This is a genomic window from Streptomyces pyxinicus, assembly GCF_024753135.1.
GTDB lineage: Bacteria > Actinomycetota > Actinomycetes > Streptomycetales > Streptomycetaceae > Streptomyces > Streptomyces pyxinicus.
Genome location: NZ_JANUGP010000021.1, coordinates 51,865 through 67,597, shown reverse-complemented (window position 1 = coordinate 67,597; position 15,733 = coordinate 51,865). Strand labels below are relative to the sequence as shown.

General features: G+C 74.1%; 14 protein-coding genes. 4 read left to right on the top strand and 10 right to left on the bottom strand.

Going from position 1 to position 15,733, the window contains the following annotated elements; all coding sequences use genetic code 11:
* Nucleotides 1-77: 77 nt before the first annotated feature.
* The 3 genes from NX794_RS24560 to NX794_RS24550 all read right to left on the bottom strand — a co-directional run bounded on the left by NX794_RS24560 (nucleotide 78) and on the right by NX794_RS24550 (nucleotide 5,245).
* Nucleotides 78-383 carry an STAS domain-containing protein gene (locus NX794_RS24560; RefSeq protein ID WP_258781043.1) on the bottom strand — a complete coding sequence of 102 codons (306 nt, stop codon included), beginning with the start codon at nucleotides 381-383 and terminating at the stop codon, nucleotides 78-80.
* Nucleotides 383-4,339: a SpoIIE family protein phosphatase gene (locus NX794_RS24555; protein ID WP_258781129.1), complete on the bottom strand. Its 3,957-nt coding sequence runs from the start codon at nucleotides 4,337-4,339 to the stop codon at nucleotides 383-385. Before NX794_RS24555 ends, NX794_RS24560 begins: the two co-directional genes overlap by 1 nt.
* A gap of 507 nt (nucleotides 4,340-4,846) precedes the next feature.
* A complete protein-coding gene (locus NX794_RS24550; protein ID WP_258781042.1) occupies nucleotides 4,847-5,245 on the bottom strand; it encodes an STAS domain-containing protein in 399 nt (132 codons plus the stop codon).
* Nucleotides 5,246-5,635: 390 nt separating this feature from the next.
* Between NX794_RS24550 and NX794_RS24545 the strand changes: the two genes are divergently transcribed.
* Nucleotides 5,636-6,079: an ATP-binding protein gene (locus tag NX794_RS24545; RefSeq protein WP_258781041.1), complete on the top strand. Its 444-nt coding sequence runs from the start codon at nucleotides 5,636-5,638 to the stop codon at nucleotides 6,077-6,079.
* A 243-nt stretch (nucleotides 6,080-6,322) separates the two neighbouring features.
* Here the strand turns inward: NX794_RS24545 and NX794_RS24540 are convergent, their stop codons facing one another.
* Both NX794_RS24540 and NX794_RS24535 read right to left on the bottom strand, forming a co-directional pair.
* Nucleotides 6,323-6,820 (bottom strand): STAS domain-containing protein, encoded by a 498-nt coding sequence (locus NX794_RS24540; RefSeq protein WP_258781040.1) that lies wholly within the window; start codon nucleotides 6,818-6,820, stop codon nucleotides 6,323-6,325.
* The gene (locus NX794_RS24535) at nucleotides 6,817-9,219 is read right to left on the bottom strand and encodes an ATP-binding SpoIIE family protein phosphatase (protein WP_258781039.1); all 2,403 of its coding nucleotides are present in this window, start codon (nucleotides 9,217-9,219) and stop codon (nucleotides 6,817-6,819) included. Before NX794_RS24535 ends, NX794_RS24540 begins: the two co-directional genes overlap by 4 nt.
* Before the next feature lie 268 nt (nucleotides 9,220-9,487).
* Here NX794_RS24535 and NX794_RS24530 point away from each other — a divergent pair, with 268 nt between their 5' ends.
* Together NX794_RS24530 and NX794_RS24525 are read left to right on the top strand one after the other, a co-directional pair.
* On the top strand, nucleotides 9,488-9,730 hold the full coding sequence (locus NX794_RS24530; protein WP_258781038.1) for a DUF5133 domain-containing protein: 243 nt from the start codon (nucleotides 9,488-9,490) through the stop codon (nucleotides 9,728-9,730).
* Nucleotides 9,731-9,996: 266 nt separating this feature from the next.
* Nucleotides 9,997-10,869: an SGNH/GDSL hydrolase family protein gene (locus tag NX794_RS24525; protein ID WP_258781036.1), complete on the top strand. Its 873-nt coding sequence runs from the start codon at nucleotides 9,997-9,999 to the stop codon at nucleotides 10,867-10,869.
* Between the two features lie 84 nt (nucleotides 10,870-10,953).
* Here NX794_RS24525 and NX794_RS24520 read toward each other — a convergent pair whose 3' ends face one another.
* Entirely contained in the window at nucleotides 10,954-11,379 is a 426-nt protein-coding gene (locus NX794_RS24520; RefSeq protein WP_258781035.1) for a DUF6003 family protein, read from the bottom strand.
* 112 nt (nucleotides 11,380-11,491) lie between these two features.
* Nucleotides 11,492-13,033 (bottom strand): CYTH and CHAD domain-containing protein, encoded by a 1,542-nt coding sequence (locus NX794_RS24515; protein WP_258781034.1) that lies wholly within the window; start codon nucleotides 13,031-13,033, stop codon nucleotides 11,492-11,494.
* A 187-nt stretch (nucleotides 13,034-13,220) separates the two neighbouring features.
* Here NX794_RS24515 and NX794_RS24510 point away from each other — a divergent pair, with 187 nt between their 5' ends.
* Entirely contained in the window at nucleotides 13,221-14,138 is a 918-nt protein-coding gene (locus NX794_RS24510; protein ID WP_258781033.1) for an SDR family oxidoreductase, read from the top strand.
* A gap of 29 nt (nucleotides 14,139-14,167) precedes the next feature.
* On the opposite strand, the gene NX794_RS24505 is transcribed toward NX794_RS24510, so the two are convergent.
* From NX794_RS24505 to NX794_RS24495, 3 genes are all read right to left on the bottom strand, one after another.
* Nucleotides 14,168-14,704, bottom strand: coding sequence for a cysteine hydrolase family protein (locus NX794_RS24505; protein ID WP_258781031.1), 537 nt, complete (start codon nucleotides 14,702-14,704; stop codon nucleotides 14,168-14,170).
* Nucleotides 14,676-15,257, bottom strand: coding sequence for a GNAT family N-acetyltransferase (locus tag NX794_RS24500; protein ID WP_258781030.1), 582 nt, complete (start codon nucleotides 15,255-15,257; stop codon nucleotides 14,676-14,678). Before NX794_RS24500 ends, NX794_RS24505 begins: the two co-directional genes overlap by 29 nt.
* Before the next feature lie 166 nt (nucleotides 15,258-15,423).
* Nucleotides 15,424-15,627, bottom strand: coding sequence for an MbtH family protein (locus tag NX794_RS24495; RefSeq protein ID WP_258781028.1), 204 nt, complete (start codon nucleotides 15,625-15,627; stop codon nucleotides 15,424-15,426).
* Between the last annotated feature and the right edge of the window lie 106 nt (nucleotides 15,628-15,733).

Sequence of the window (15,733 nt, the reverse complement as noted above, 5' to 3'; positions counted from 1 at the left end):
CGTCTGCCCCGAATGGCAGGCGAGACATCATCTCGCACGCGAGCGGTCGCCGTCGCGCGGGGTCGCGGCACCCCCGGTCAGGGTGCCGGCGGGCCGCCGGCGGCGTGGACGGCGACGAGGTCGGCCAGGCCGGAGACGGTGAGCACCGGCTCCAGCAGCGCGGGGACGACGAGTTCGAGGCGGTCGGCGTGGGCGAAGAGCAGGCTCAGCCCGGCACTGTCCAGGTAGTGCACCCCGGTCAGGTCCAGGACCAGGCGGCCCGGGGTGCCGTCCAGGGCGTCGGCCAGGACGCCGGCGTTGCTCATGTCGATCTCGCCGCTGACCGTCAGGCAGGGGGTGCCGTCCGGGCGCCGTCCCGGGGCGAGCGTGAGGTCTGTGGTCATCAGGCGATCCTCATCTGCATGTCGACGGTGGTGCCGGACGGGCCGGGGGTGATGGTCACCTGCTGCATCAGCGCCCGCATCAGCGTGACGCCCCGGCCTCGGTGGGGGTTCAGCTCGGGCTGCGGGACCTTCCACCGGCCGCTGTCGGCAACCGTCAGGCGCAGGCTGTCGACGACGGCCTCGGCGCGCAGCCGCACGGTTTCGCCGGGGGCGTGCCGGTGCCCGTGCTCGATGGCGTTGGCGCACGCCTCCCCGGCCGCGACGAGGACGTTCTGCACGGTGTTCGGCGGCAGGTCGCACTGGTCGAGCCAGCCGCGCAGGGCGTTGCGGACCGGTGCGAGCTGGGACGACTCGGCCGGGAAGGAGACGTCCAGCGGCGCCGGGTGCCGGTAGAGCAGCAGGGCCACGTCGTCGTCGTAGCCGCCGGCGGGCGCGAGGCGGGCCATGACCTCGGTGGCGAGGTCGTCCACCGGGACGTCGCGCCCCTCCCGGACGGCCTCGCCGGCCAGGCCGATGCCGGTGCTGAGCGGGCGGCGGCGGCGTTCCACGAGCCCGTCGGTGTAGAGCAGCAGCGTGGCGCGGGCGGGCAGGGTGCAGGCGGCCTCCGGCCGCTGCCTGCCCGGGCGGATGGCGAGGGGCAGCGAACGCCCCTCCTCCAGCAGCCGCACGGTGCCGTCGGGAAGGGTGAGGATGCCCGGCGGGTGTCCGGCGCTCGAATAGGTCAGCTCGCCGGTGCCGGCGTCGAGGACGCCGCAGAAGACGGTCGTGCACTGCGCTCCGGGCACGCTCGCGGCGAACTGGTCGAGCGCCGTGAGCGTGGTGGACGGGCTGGGGTGCTGGAGCAGCAGGGCGCGGCAGGCGCTGCGCAGCTGTCCCATGACGCTGGCCGCCTCCAGGCCCCGTCCGACGCAGTCGCCGACGACGATGCCGATCCGTCCGTCGGGCAGGGCGACGGTGTCGTACCAGTCGCCGCCGACCTCCAGGGGCCGGGTGGCGGGCTCGTAGCGCACGGCGAAGCCCTCGGGGAGCCGGGCCGGGCCGAGGATGGCGCGTTGCAGGGCGATCGCGGTCTCGCGCTGCTCGTCGATCTGGTGCGCCCGCACCAGGCCCTGGGCGAGGTGTCCGGCCAGCAGGGACAGCAGGAGCCGGTCCTCGGAGGTGAACGGCCGCTGGTCGCCGAGGTCGACCCACAGGGCGAGCGGGCCGTCGGGGTGTTCCAGCAGCACGCCGGCCCCGGTGCCGTCGGCGACCGCGGTGAGCGGCGGCTGCCGGCGCAGTCCGCTCAGCGCGTCCCGCCGCTCGACGGGCAGGTCTTCCCAGCACGGGTCCGCGCCGGTGGCGGTGAGCACCGGCTCGTCCCCGCGTGTGAAGACCGCCGCCACGACGTCCCGCGCGCGCCACAGGTTCCGCAGTGCGGCGAGCGCGCCGGTCAGCGCCTCGGGCAGGCTCGCGGCCCGCGACAGGGCGGTGCCCAGCGCGGCCAGCGCCGTCTCGCGCTGGATCGCGTAGTGCTCGGCGGTGACGTCGCGGAAGGTGCCGACGGTGACGACGCGTCCGGTGTCGGGATCGTGGGCCTTGTTCCAGGCGACGGCCACCCACAGCCGGTGCCCGTCCCGGTGGGTGACGGGGACGGTGACGGAACCCCTCGGGTCCGCCAGCAGGTCACCGAAGGCGTCACCGACCTGCCGGTGGGCCGCGGCGTCGGCGCGGGCGTCCGGCCACCACGGGTGGACCGGGGCGTACGGCAGGTCCTCGGGGCCGTACCCCAGGATGTCGGCGAAGGCGGCGTTGACCTCCACGACGGCGCCGGACTCGTCGCAGACGAAGAACGCCTCCTGGAGGGAGTCGACCAGCGCCGTCCGCCACCGCAGGTGATGGGTGCGCAGCCGGGCCAGCTCGACGTTCCCGCGTACCCGGGCCAGGAGTTCGGCGGCGGCGAACGGTTTGACCAGGTAGTCGTCGGCGCCCGCCCGCAGCCCCTCGATCGACGCCTCCTGTCCGGCCCGGGCCGACAGCAGCAGGACGGGCACCGAGGCGGTACGGGCGTCCGCGCGCAGCCGCGCCACCAGGGCGAGCCCGTCCAGCCGGGGCATCATCACGTCGCTGACGACGAGGTCGGGGGTGTCGCGGCGGACGGCGTGCAGTGCCTCGACGCCGTCGGCGACCGCGGTGACCCGGTACCCGGCTCCGGTCAGCAGCCGGGTCAGGTACTCCCGCATGTCGGCGTTGTCGTCGGCCACCAGTACCCGGGCGCCGGTGGCGTTCTCCGCGCCGGGCGCCGGGGTGGCGTCGGCCACGGTGCCGGTGTCGTCGGAGGGCAGCCAGCGCAGCGCCTCCTGGACGTAGGGCTCGGCGGTGCGGGCGGTCCCGGTGCCGCTCGCCTCGGGCGCCAGGGACCCGGGCGGCAGGTGCGCGGTCCCGAACGGCACCCGGATGGTGAAGACGGTCCCCCGGCCCACGGCGCTCTCGGCGGTGATCGTGCCGCCGTGCAGACCGACGAGTTCGCGCACCAGGGCCAGTCCGATGCCGCTGCCCTCGTCGGAGCGGGCGCGGGCGTTCTCGATCCGGTGGAAGCGTTCGAACAGGCGGGGCATCTCCGCCTCCGGCACCCCGACGCCGCTGTCCGCGACGGTGACCACGGCCTCCGCACCCGCCCGCCGGGCCCGGACCCGGATACCGCCGTCGAAGGTGAACTTCAGCGCGTTGCTGAGCAGGTTGAGGATCACCTTCTCCCACATGCCCGGGTCGACGTACACCGGTGCGTCCAGCGGCGGGCAGTCCACGTCGAGGGTGAGGCCGGCCCTCTCGACGGCCGACCGGAAGACACTGGCGAGTTCGGCGGTCACCGCGGCCAGGTCGACGGGCTCGTAGCGGGCCCGCATGCGGCCGGCTTCGAGGCGGGAGAAGTCCAGCAGGGTGTTGACCAGTTTGCCCATCCGCAGGCCGTTGCGGTGGATGGTGTCGAGTTCCCCGCGCACCGGTTCGCCGGCTTCGCCGAGCCGGGCCCGCAGTTCCTCGACCGGTCCCATGATCAGGGTCAGCGGGGTCCGGAACTCGTGGCTGACGTTGGAGAAGAAGGCGGTCTTCGCGCGGTCCAGCTCGGCCAGTTCCTCCGCGCGCCGCTGCTGCGCCTCGAAGTCGCGGGCACTGGCGATGCCGGAGGCGATGTGTCCGGCGGCCAGCTCGATGAACCCCCGGTAGGCGTCGTCCAGGAGGCGGTAGCGGTTGAGGCCCGCGACGAGGAAGCCGTACGGCGTGCCGCCCTGTCGCAGGAGGGGGACCAGGAGTGCCTGGACGGGCGGCTCGGACCAGGCGCCCGTGGGCAGACCGGCGAAGGCGTCGCCGGCGAGCGGTACGAGGGCCGTCTCCCCGGCGGCCGGGGTGCCGGCGGGCCACGGTGCCGGGGGGCCGCCGACGGGGATCGTGGCCGGTGCCGCCGGGTGCCCCCGGGGGATCACGGTCGCGCCGGCCAGCCGGGCGGTGTCGCCGTCGAAGAGATAGGTCAGGGTGAAGGGCAGGTCCCTGCGGTTGCGGTCGAGCTGCCGGTCGGCGAAGGCCAGCACCTCCTGCTCGGTGCGGATCACGCTCGGGTCCGAGCCGAGGTCGCGGAGCGTGGCCATGCGCCGCTCCCCGATCACCCGTTCGGTCTCCTCGCTCACCACGCACAGCATGCCGACGACAGCTCCGGTGTCGTCCCGCAGCGGGCTGTAGGAGAAGGTGTGGTACGTCTCCTCGCTGTAGCCGGACCGCTCCAGGAGGAGCAGCAGTCCCTCGTCCCAGGTGGCCTCCGCGGTGGTGAGCACGGTCTCGATACGGGGGCCGGCGTCGTCCCAGACCTCCGACCACACCTCCTGCGCGGGCCTGCCCAGGGCCCAGGGGTACTTGCGGCCGAGGGTGTCGCGCCGGTAGGCGGCGTTGCAGAAGAAGGTCAGCTGCTCGCCCCACGCCATCCACATGGGGAACCGGGAGGAGAGCAGGATGCTGACGGCGGTGCGCAGACTCTGCGGCCAGTGCCGGGGCGGACCGAGGGGGGTGGCCGCCCAGTCCACCGCCGCGAGGTCGGCACCGATCTCGGGGTCGGCGGCGAACGGGTCGACGGCGGGTCGGTCGGCGGCGGGTCGCTCAGTGGCGGGTCGGTCTGTGCGTAGGGTCGCTGCGGACCGGGCGGCGGGCGGGTTCGCGGTGGACCCGTCCGCGTCACGCTCCGTCGGCCGTGGCTCGTGACCGGTCTCGCCCGAACGCTCCACTCGTCATCCGTCCCCTCGTGCGGGCCGGCCCGTGGCCGCGGCCGTGCCGAACGCGCACGCGACGTGCGCCGCGTGCCCCTGCCTGTCTGCCCCCGGAGCGCGGCCCGACACCGGCGGACGTTCCCTCAGGCGGCTCGCCCGCACTCCGGCCGTCATTCTGGCAGACCTCGGGTGACCCCCGATCCGGGTGCCCCGGCGCCCGGCCGGGGGGAGGCGTCAGGCGCTCTCCGTCCCCGTGTGCGAGGGGTGGCGCTCAGGGCGGCGGGAGTCGTCGCGGAGCCCTCGGGCCCGGGTGACGGCGTCGGGGAGGGTCTGGGTGACGTCCATGACGGAGTCGAGGCCGAGGATGTCCAGGCGCCAGCGCAGATGCGGATCGGGCACGGACAGCACCATCGCGCCGCCCGCCTCGTCGAGGCGCTGCCAAAAGGCCAGCAGGACCGTGATGCCGCTGGAGTCGATGTGGGCGACGGTCGAGGTGTCCAGGACGAGGAAGCGGCAGCCGCCGTCCAGCAGACCTTCGCCCGCGGCACGGACGTCGGGGCTGGTGAACAGGTCGACGTCCTCGGGGAGCGCGGCGACGATCAGGGCGTCCTCGCGGTCGATGAGCTGGAGCACCGGCCCTCCTCCTTCTCGCTCCACACCCACGTCACTCTAGCCATGGCGGCAGGGCTCCGGGGCACGGGCCCGGGCGGCACGGGCGCGGACCGGCCGGATCATCGCGTTCCCCGCGGCGGCCGACTTATGGCTGCTCCCGGTACGAGGGTGACCTGGTCCGCGCGTCCATGGCGACGAAAAGCGCACGTCATACGCGCTGAGCGGGTCATCGGCCGGCAGTCGGCGGCGGCGGCGCCCCATGAGAGCGCCGTGAGTGGGTAGGCGGGACTCCTCAGCAATCACATCATCTGACCCGAAGATCATGTGCCCCGTAGACACGGAACGACCCTCAGGAACAGTTCTATGGTCATCCCGCTCAGAGACCAGGCACCGGATGAACGAGAACCGGCGGTGCCCCTGCGCCACAGCACCGTCTGGGACGCGGAACACACGCCGGTCACCGAAGCCCGCCAGGCTGTACGGGCCCTGCTCGCCCGGGCCGGGCATCCGCCGTCACACCCGACGAGCCAGGACGCCCAGATCGTGGTGAGTGAACTCGTCGCCAACGCCTACCGCCACGCCCCCGGCCCCGGCGCACTCCTGCTGGAGGTCGTCCCGGACGCCGCGCTGCTGCGGATCAGCGTCAGCGACAGCTCCCCCGACCCGCCCGAGCCGCGGGCCCACGACGCCGGGCGGATCGGCGGACACGGCCTCCACCTGGTGTCCCGCCTGTGCGCGCAACTGAATACCGTGGTCTCGGCGACGGGCAAGAAGGTGGTGGCCCACCTCCGCCTCCACGGCACGCCGGCCGACCCGGTACGGCAGGGCGCGGGCGCGCCGATGGCCGGCCGCTGACGCTTCACGGCGGGCCCAGGCCCTGTGCCAGCCCGCGGCGAGCAAGCCTTCCCGCAGCCGGGCCAGGGTCGTCCTCGGGTGCCGCCGCTGTGCTCAGGAACACCAGGATGATTCCCCTCCCCAAGTCGACGCCGACCGCTCGGGCCCGCCGGGACCGGTTGACGGCCGCCCGGATACCCTCCCCTGACGGAGCTACACCTTCGACCACACGAACGGGCGAACCCAACGGTTTTGACGACAGGGCTAGACCCCCGGCAGCGCCTGTTCGAGGGTCGCGTACAGGGGCACGACGGTGGTCAGGCGGGTGAGTTCCAGGATGCGTCGGACTTGCGGCTGCAAGCCGGTCAGCCCGAAGCGGCGCCCGTCGGCGTGGCGGCGCCGATACAGGTCGACGAAGGCTCCCAGCGCGCTGGAGTCGCAGAAGTCGACCTCGCTCAGGTCCAGGACCAGCAGCGGGACGTCGCGCATCTCCGGGGTGGTGAGGTGGCCCAGCAGCTGGGGCGTGGTGTGGTAGTCGATCGGTCCGTCCACACTGACGACCGCGTGCCGCGGGCCTCGGCGGGAGAGCAGGGTGAGCGTGGGGCCGGTGGGGAGCAGGCCCCCGGAATCCTCCGGCGGCCGTGCGGGACCGGCTCCGGGTGCCTGAGGCGCGTGCGGCGTGGGATCGGACGCCTGGGGGCCGTGCGGGGTGGGATCGGACGCCTGGGGGCCGTGCGGGGAGGAAGAGGAATTGGCTGTCATGACGTCTTGACCTCCGCCCAGACCACTTTTCCTCCGTCGATCGCCCGGGTGCCCCACCGCGTCGCGATGGCGTCCACCAGGAAGATGCCCCGATGCCCGAACTCCCCGGGTGGGGAGACGAACAGGCGGGGCTCCTCGGTACTGCTGTCCGTGACCTCCAGGACGACCCGGTCGCCGCTGCGCCGGACCTCCACCCGCAGTGGCGTCCTGGCGTGGCGTACCGCGTTGGCCACCATCTCGTCCGTGATGAGCGTGAGGTCGTCGGCCAGGTGGGACAGTCCCCACTCGCGCAGCGTCCGGGAGACGAGGTCCCGGGCCGCGGGGACCGCGCCGGACACCGGCGGGTAGTCGCGGGCCACGGCCACCGCCCGGCGGGAGGGGTCCTCGGGCCGGTACAGGTACAGCAGCGCGATGTCGTCGTCCTGCCGGCCGGCGGCCAGCGCGTCGATCCAGGAGTCGCAGTCCGCCTCGATCTCGCCCACGGGGCCCGCCAGCAGTTCACGCAGGAGCCGCAGGCCCTCGTCGATGTGCCGGCCACGGCGTTCGACCAGGCCGTCGGTGTAGAGCAGCAGCCGTGCCCCGGGGAGCAGTTCGGCCTCCTGCTCCGGGTACCGGCGGCGGCCCACGCCCAGCGGCGGCCCGATCTCGTCGTCCAGGAACCGCACGCCGCCCTCCGGGGCGCGCAGTGCGGGCGGCAGGTGGCCGGCCATGGCCATGCGCAGACGGCTGCGCTCCCGGTTCAGCACCGCGTAGACGCAGGTGGTGATGTGGCCGGGCGCGATGTCGTCGACGAGGACGCTCAGCTGTTCCAACACCTCGGAGGGGGCGAGTCCGAGCCGTGCGTAGGCCCGGCAGGCGGTGCGGAGCTGGCCCATGACCGCCGCCGCCTTGACCCCCTTGCCCATGACGTCGCCGACGACCAGGGCGACCTCGCCGTCCGGCAGCGGTATGAGGTCCACCCAGTCGCCGCCGGCACCGCGGTTGTGGGCGGCGGGCAGGTAGCGGGAGGTGCTGGCGATGCCGTCCACGCCGGGCAGCCGGGGCAGCAGGTGCCGTTGCAGCTCCATCGCCGCCTCGCGCTCGTGGCGGTAGGTCTGGGCGTTCTGGAGGGCGACGGCGGTCTGCGAGGCGACGCCGGTGACCAGCCGCTCGTGCCGCTCCGTGAACCTCGCCGGATCGGAATGGCCGAAGAAGAACCCGCCGAGCACGGTGCCGCGGAAGACCACCGGGACGGCCAGGTAGCTGCGGACGGGGAGGTGCCCGCGCGGCATGCCCCGGTGCGGTGCGTTGTGCCCGTAGCGGGAGTCGGCGGTGATGTCGTCCGACCGCACGACGCCGAGGCCCCGGAAGGTGGGTTCGAAGACCTGGGTGTTGCGCGGCATGGGGAACCGCTCGAACGCCGACCGGTCCACGCCCGAGAGCACGTACAGCAGGTACGACTCGCCGGTCTCGCCCAGCACGTTGTAGAAGAAGGCGCCGAACGCCGCTCCCGACAGCCGGGTCGCGGCGTCGACCGCGTGCTGCACCAGGGTGTCGAGGTCCAGTTCGGCGGCGAGGGTGCTGCCGACCTCCTGGAGCAGTTCCACGACGGCGGCCTCTTCGCGCAGTTCCTTGCCGCGCTGCCGCAACTCCTCCCGTGAGCGGCGCAGCTCGGCGCCGGCCGAGCGCAACTCCGCCACCGTGGCGCGCAGATGGGCGGCGTGCCGCGCCACGACGGCGTCCGTGCACGCCACCAGCGCGCGGGCCGCGCGCGTCTCGGCGGCGGGCGACGCGCCGTCGGCCGACAGCAGGGCCAGGCGGACGCCGTGGGCCAGGGGTCCGAAGAACTCCGCGAGGTCCGCGGGCGGTTGGTGGCGGGTGACCAGGGCGACCGCGAAGGCCGCGCCCGGCAGCAGGGGTCCGCCCAGGACCAGCGTCCCGGTGCCGGAGTCCGTCGGCGCCGGTTCGTCCGCGTCCTCCCGGCCGCCGTCGGGGGGAAGGACCAGGACCTCGCAGTCCGGTGCGGCGGGATCGTCACCGGTTGCCGCCGCCCAGGCGCGCAGGCGTTCGAGGAGTCTTTGGTCAGCGGCCCGGTCTCCGTTCCGCTCTGCGGCTCGTGGACCGGCGGCCTCCGGGTGCACCTCCGTGAGCCGAAGCCCCTCGCGGGCCGCGTCCGGAGCGTGCGCCAGCAGCACGTGCACCTGGTGCCAGGCCGACGCGCCCCGACCGTCGCCCAGGTTGTCCTGGAAGAAGTCGGCGACGGCCCGCGCGGCGGCGTCCACGGACGGTGCGCCCGCGACGGCCGTGCGCAGACGGGCACCGCAGGCCGCCATCTCGGCGAGGCCGAAGGACGACACCGCGAACCGTGCGCCGCCGTCCGGCACCGCGTCGCGCCCGGGGTCCGGGGAGGGTGGAGCCATGGCCGACAGCGTAGACCACGGCCACGGCCCGCCCGCCCTGCTCCACCGGGCACGGACCGATGCCTCCGGGCCCTGGGGTCACGGGGGTTGCGGCGAAGACGCGGTGGTGTCGTGAGCGGAGTCGGCGGGAATCGTGCATACAGTGATCCGTCGCGGGCAAGCGGTTGCCGGAGGATCTGCTCCGTGCCGGCCGTGGTGGCACCCGTCGGGTGCGCCCACGGAGATCGCGGGTCCGGTGACGGCCCGCCCATCGAAAGGGGTTGCCGCTGTGCTGCTGCCTGCGGAGAAGGAACTGCGCGCGATTCTGGCCCGTTTCGCCGAGGCGCGCTTCCGTCACGACCTCCGGCCCACCGGCCGTTCGAGCCGGGAGCTGGAGGACATCTCCTACACGCTGTGTGTCATGACGGGCACCAGGACGGTGGAGCGGGCCCTCCCCGCCGCGGACGCCCTCCTGGAGAAGCTGCGGGCGGAGCGCACGGCGGGCAAGGCGACCCAGACGCTGGCCGCCTGAGCGGTTCCCCGGGTAGGCGAGGGCTTCAAGGCGGCCCCGGCCGGCGAATTCGCCGGCCGGGGCCGCCTTCGTGTCGGTGAGCGTTTCAAGAAGTTCTGCCAGCCGTGTTGACGGGCATGTCAGCAAGCCGCACATCACCTATCGGTACTACCGAACGGTAAGTCGCTGCCGTTCCACCGCGTTTCCCGCCTCTCGCGAGCAGCGCGTGCGCCGGGCGCCCCCACACCCGGTCGGTCTCGTGTCCCCAGCCCGAGAAGTGAGCCGTCATGCCCCCACATGCCCTGAGCCGTGCCGTCGCCGCGACGACGGCCGCCGCCGGTGTCCTCGCCCTCACCCTCACCGGCACCACCGCCCGAGCCGCCGAGCCCCTCAACTACGCCGCGCTCGGCGACAGTTACAGCGCCGGGTCGGGAGTCCTCCCGGTCGACCCGGCCAACCTGCTGTGCCTGCGCTCCACCGCCAACTACCCCCACGTCCTGGCCTCGCGCACCGGGGCCCTGCTGACGGACGTCACCTGCGGCGCGGCCGAGACCAAGGACTTCACGCAGAGCCAGTACCCGGGCACCGCTCCCCAACTGGCCGCCGTGCACGCGGACACCGACCTGGTGACGACGACCATCGGCGGCAACGACAACGGCACCTTCCTGAACGCCGTCCTCGCCTGCGGCACCGCCGGCGTCCTCGGTGCCGGCCAGGGCAGCCCCTGCAAGGACAAGTACGGCACCTCCTTCGACGACGCGATCGACACCAACACCTACCCCGCGCTGAAGTCCGCGCTGAGCGCCGTACGGGCCAAGGCGCCGAACGCCCGGGTCGCGGTCCTCGGCTACCCGTGGATCGTGCCAGCCGCGTTCGACCCCGCCTGCTTCGTCAAACTCCCCATCGCCTCCGGTGACATCGCGTACCTGCGCGGTCTCCAGGCCCACCTCAACTCGGTGGTGCGCCGGGCCGCGGCGGAGACCGGTGCCGTCTACGTCGACTTCACCGCCGCGTCCGAGGGGCACGACGCCTGCGCGCCGGCGGGCACCCGCTGGATCGAGCCGCTGCTGTTCGGCCGGAACATCGTGCCGGTCCACCCCAACGCCCTCGGCGAGCAGCGCATGGCCGAACGCACCGCGAGCGTGCTCGGACTCGGCTGACACGGGGTCGGGTTCCCGCGGGTGGCGCCGGGAAGCGCGGAGCCGTGGCGCGGTACGTCCACGGGCCCCTCGCCTCCGCTCGGTTCAGCGGCCCGCGGCGGCCGTCACCGCCGCCAGGTCCTCTCCGGTGAGTTCCGCGATGCGGTGCGGTGCGAGGCCCGCGGCCAGGGCGCGGGCGAGCAGTTCGTCGCGGCCGTCGGCGCAGTCCCGGTAGGCGAGCAGCGCGCTTTCGAGGGTGGCGACGGAGTCGGGGGCCGACCGGTGGCGGAGCCGGCTCAGCTCCTCGTCGCCCAGCGGGACCGGGAGCCGTTCAGCGTCCTCGGGGACGGAGGCGGTGGCCTCCGGGGGCACCACCCGCAGCAGCGGGGACCCGGCCGAGACGTCCTGGGCGGTCAGCCACGCGCGCACCGCCGGTGTCTCCATACAGGCCAGCTCGCCCACGGCGACCGGGGGCACGCCCAGCGGCGAGGCCGGGTCCTCCACAAGGAACAGGTAGGCGTCGTCGGTCATCGGTGAAACTCCTCGTCACAGCTGGTCCGCCGTCGCGCTCCCGCCTACCCCGTCCACCGGTCCGTACCCCGTCGTCCGGCCGGGTTCCTCCGAACGGGGACCCGGCCGGCCGTCAGCGGACGAGGCCCCCGTGCCGCGCCGCCGCGCGGGCCCGTCGCCATGCCTCGGGCAGTTGCCGTTCCCTCGTGTCGCCGGCCGCGGCCTCCCGGCCGTACAGCAGGCCCCAGGTGAAGCCGGGTTCGCCCGCCGCGTGGGCGGCGACGGCCAGCCGGCGCAGGGTCTGGCGGGCCACGACACCGTCGTGGTGGGCGCCGCTGACCTGCTGCACGGTCTTGACCCGCTTGCGGAGCCGCGCGGCGGGCCGGCCGAGGGCCGGGCGGGCCGTCTCCGCCGCGTAGCGCAGCCGCTTGGCGGCCTTGCGGGCCTCGTGGACCGCGGTGTCCCGTTCGGGTCCGGCGGGGGTGCCGAGGGCCCGTTCCATGCGGCGCGCGAGCCTTCCGTACTCCTTCCGCAGGGCCTTGGCCATGACCTTCCCGGGCTCGCCGTCCGCCTTGGCGCGCAGGGGCGGTTCGGCGACGAGGGCGTCCAGCCTGTCCAGCAGGCCGAGGTAGCGGGGCGAGGCGAGCGCGTCGAGGGTCCGGCGGCGCGCTTCCGGTCGCCGGGCCGCGTCCCAGGCTTGCAGCCGTGCCGTCACGGGGCCGAGGACCACCTCGCCGGGCAGCGCCTCGACGCCCCGGCCGAGGCGCTCGTGGAGGACCTCGTGGTCGCGTGCGACGCCGAGTTCTCCCGCGAGCCATTTCAGGTCGCGCCGGATCGGGTCGGTGGCCTCGCGGTCGAGGACCGGGCGGTAGCTGCGCAGGCAGCCGCGCAGCCGGCGGGCCGTGGTGCGCATCCGGTGCACGGCGTCCGGTGTGTCCCGGCGGACCGCCGGATCCAGGTCGACCAGGGTGCCGGTCAGCCGCCTCAGGTAGGCGAGGACATGGTCGCCGGCCGTCCGGGGGCGGGCCGGCGGCTGCCGGTCCGGGGCGCCGTCCAGGAGTGTCGTGGTCTCGGCCAGGGCGCGGGCCACCTTGGACGGGCTCTGCGCCCGCTCGGCGCCGTGCTCGCGCAGCACCTTCTCGACGCGGTCGAGCAGCGCCTGCGAGCCCGCGCCGTCGGCGAGTTCGACTTCCGTCTCCGTCCAGGTCGCGTGCCCGCCGCCCGGTACCAGGGCTTCGGCGTGCACCACGTCCGTGCTCAGCTCGGCCAGCGGCCGCCCCCGGCTGTCCAGGAGCCGCCACCGGGAGCGGGTGGAGCGGATGCGTACGACGGGCCCGAGCGGCGCCCCCCGGGTGCGCGCGACGACGAGTTCGCGCAGTTCGGCGGGGACGTCCTCGGACCCCAGGGGGGCGCGGACCTCTTCCCGGCTGTCGCCCGGCAGCGGCAGTTTCAGGTGCCAGCCCGCGTCCGGGCCGCCGGTCCTGCGCCGCAGGGACGCTCCGGTGCGGGTCAGCCGCAGGTCCGCGGTGTCGTGGTAGACGGCGTCCAGCTCGTCCACCTCGGGCGGTGCGACGGAGGCGACGGCCTTGACCGCGGTCAGGTCGGGCGGCCACGCGCCGTCGCCGGCCGAGGGCGCCGTGTACTTGCGTTCTGTCTCACGTGTCGACTGGGCCATACAGTGCCCGTGCACCCGACGGCACGCCTCAAACCCCGTGGCACACCCCGATCGAGCCACCTGGACGTACCGGCGGACGTACCCGCGCCACTGCGCCGAATGACGGCATCGCAGCGGCATACCGGCTCCCGACGGGTATCCGGAACGGGATGCCGCCGTCGGCGGCCGACCACGAACGGGGTTCGCCATGCTTGCTGTCCCCGGTGCCGGCGGGCGCCGTACCGCTTCCGAGGCCGCCCTGGCGGGGCGGGTCGCCGTGGTGACGGGGGCCGCGCGCGGTGTCGGGCTGGCCCTGGCCCGGCGGCTGTCCGGTGCGGGCATGCTCGTCGCGCTGCTCGGGCGCGAGGAGGAGACCCTGTGCCGGGCCGCCGGCTCGCTGCCGAACCGGAGCGTCTGTGCGGAGGCCGATGTCACCGACCGGGACGCGCTGCGGGCCGCCGCCCTGCGGGTGGAGGCGGAGCTGGGTCCGGCGAGCGTGGTCGTGGCCAACGCGGGCATCGCGGCCGGCGGTCCCTTCGCGCGCACACCGGCCGAGCTGTGGCAGCGGGTCATCGACGTGAACCTCACCGGAGCCGCCAACACGGCCCGCGCGTTCCTTCCGCAACTCGCCCGCACCCGCGGCTACTTCCTCCAGATCGCGTCCACCGCCGCCTTCGGCTCCGCGCCGATGATGAGTGCCTACTGCGCGTCCAAGGCGGGTGCCGAGTCCTTCGCGCAGGCGCTGCGCGGTGAGGTCGAGCCCGACGGGATCGGCGTCGGCATCGCCTATCTGCACTGGACCGGCACCGACATGGTCGCGGACCTCGACGCGCATCCGGTGCTGCGGGCGCTGCGCCGCCATCAGCCCGCCTTCGCCCGCCGGGTGCACAGCGCGCCCCAGGTCGCGGACTGGCTCGCGGCCGGTGTCGCGGGCCGCTCCCGGCACGTATACGCGCCGCCGTGGCTGCGCTGGTGCCAGCCCCTGCGGCCGTTCTTCCCCTCGGTCGTCGCCCGGATCACCCGGCGTGAGCTGGGCTCCGGTATGGAGCTTGCCGGTGACGTGGAGGTGCTGGGAGCCGGTGGCCGCGCCGACTGGGAGTCCTATCTGTCCGACGGCCGGCCGTAGGCCTCACGCCGGCGGCCCGGCCGCATGCCTCACGTCCACAGCTCGCGGCTCTCGCAGATGTGCGCGCCCATGTTCTCCGCCATCATCCGCAGGGCCGCCTCCGCCAGGTCCTCGTGGATGTGGGCGACGGCGTCCCTGGGGACGATCACGTCGTAGTGCCGGATGTGCGCGTCGAGTGCCGAGTACAGGACGCACTGCTCCGTCACCTGGCCGGTCAGCACGAGCCGGGAGATGCCGCGCTGGTGCAGCACGTAGTGCAGCGGTGTCTCGAAGAACACCGAGTGGCGCGCCTTGACCACGAAGAGCGAGTCCGCGTCGGGGCGCAGCGGGTCGACCAGATCGGCGTGCGGGCCGGAGAGGGCCTGGTCCAGCAGCTCTCCGTGATGTGAGCGCCACTCGCCGAAGTTGTCGTTGACGTAGATGACGGGCGCCTCCCGGCGCCGGGCGCGTCCGAGCAGGTCGGCCACGACCGGCACCGTCCGCTCCGCCGAGGGTCTCAGCAGGTCGGCGTCCTTGTGGTCGTACGTGTTGATCATGTCAATGACGATCAGGGCTGTCTCGCTCATCCGTCCCCAGTTCCACGCGGGGGCGCGCCTGGAACATCGGGTCCCTGCCGTTCGACGTCGGCACGACCAGCATCTTCGTCACCGACCCGTCGTCGCCGACGACGTCGCGCACGTACCGGAAGCCCAGCCGCTCGCACATCGCGAGGCTGGCGGTGTTCTCCGCGCCGACCATGCCCCAGACCTCGGTCAGGCCCAGATTGTCGGCGGCGTGCCGCAGCAGCCCGATGATCACCTCGCCGCCCAGACCCCGGCCCCAGTAGGCGGGGGCGAGGGCGGTGACCAGCTCGTGTCCGGTGACGTTGCCGGTCTTCTTCACCTCGGCGTGGCCGACGTAGACGCCGTCCTGCCACAGGCCCCACACGTCGAAGAGCCGCTGCGGGTACACGTCGGTCAGGATCGCCTGGAACAGGGTGCGGATGTCGGGTTCGGGCACGAGGTCCTGGCCCATCCAGCGGCACACCTCCTCATCGCGCAGCAGGGCGACGAAGTGTTCCTCGTCCTCGGCCCGGTACGGGAGGAACCGCAGGCGCTCGGTGTGCAGTTCGGGGGTCATGAGGTGCTCCTCGGTGTCGACGCGATGGTGGGGAGGTGCCGAGGGCGGTGGGGCGCCGGGCTGCCGTGGGGGTGGTTGCCGGTGAGCTGCCGTGGGGGTGGTGGCCGGTGAGCGGGGGCGTGTCGGGGGCGCCGGACGGGTCCGGCGCCCCCGATGGGTACGGCGGTCAGGCGCCGGTGTTCTCCATGCGCTCGCGCAGGCTGCGGGGGCGCATGTCGGTCCAGACCTCGTCGACGTAGGCGGTGCACTCGGCCTCGGTGCCCTCCTTGCCGACGGTCTCCCAGCCGGCGGGCACCTCGACGTCGACCGGCCAGAGGGAGTACTGCTCCTCGTCGTTGCGCAGCACCTGGTAGCGGGTGTTCTCGTCCATGTCTTCTTCCTTCGTGGTCGGGGGGTTGATCCGGTGGGCGGGTAGATGGAGCGGTTCGGGGCGCGCGGGGACCGGGGGCTGTGCCGGCCGGTCCCGGGCGTCGCCG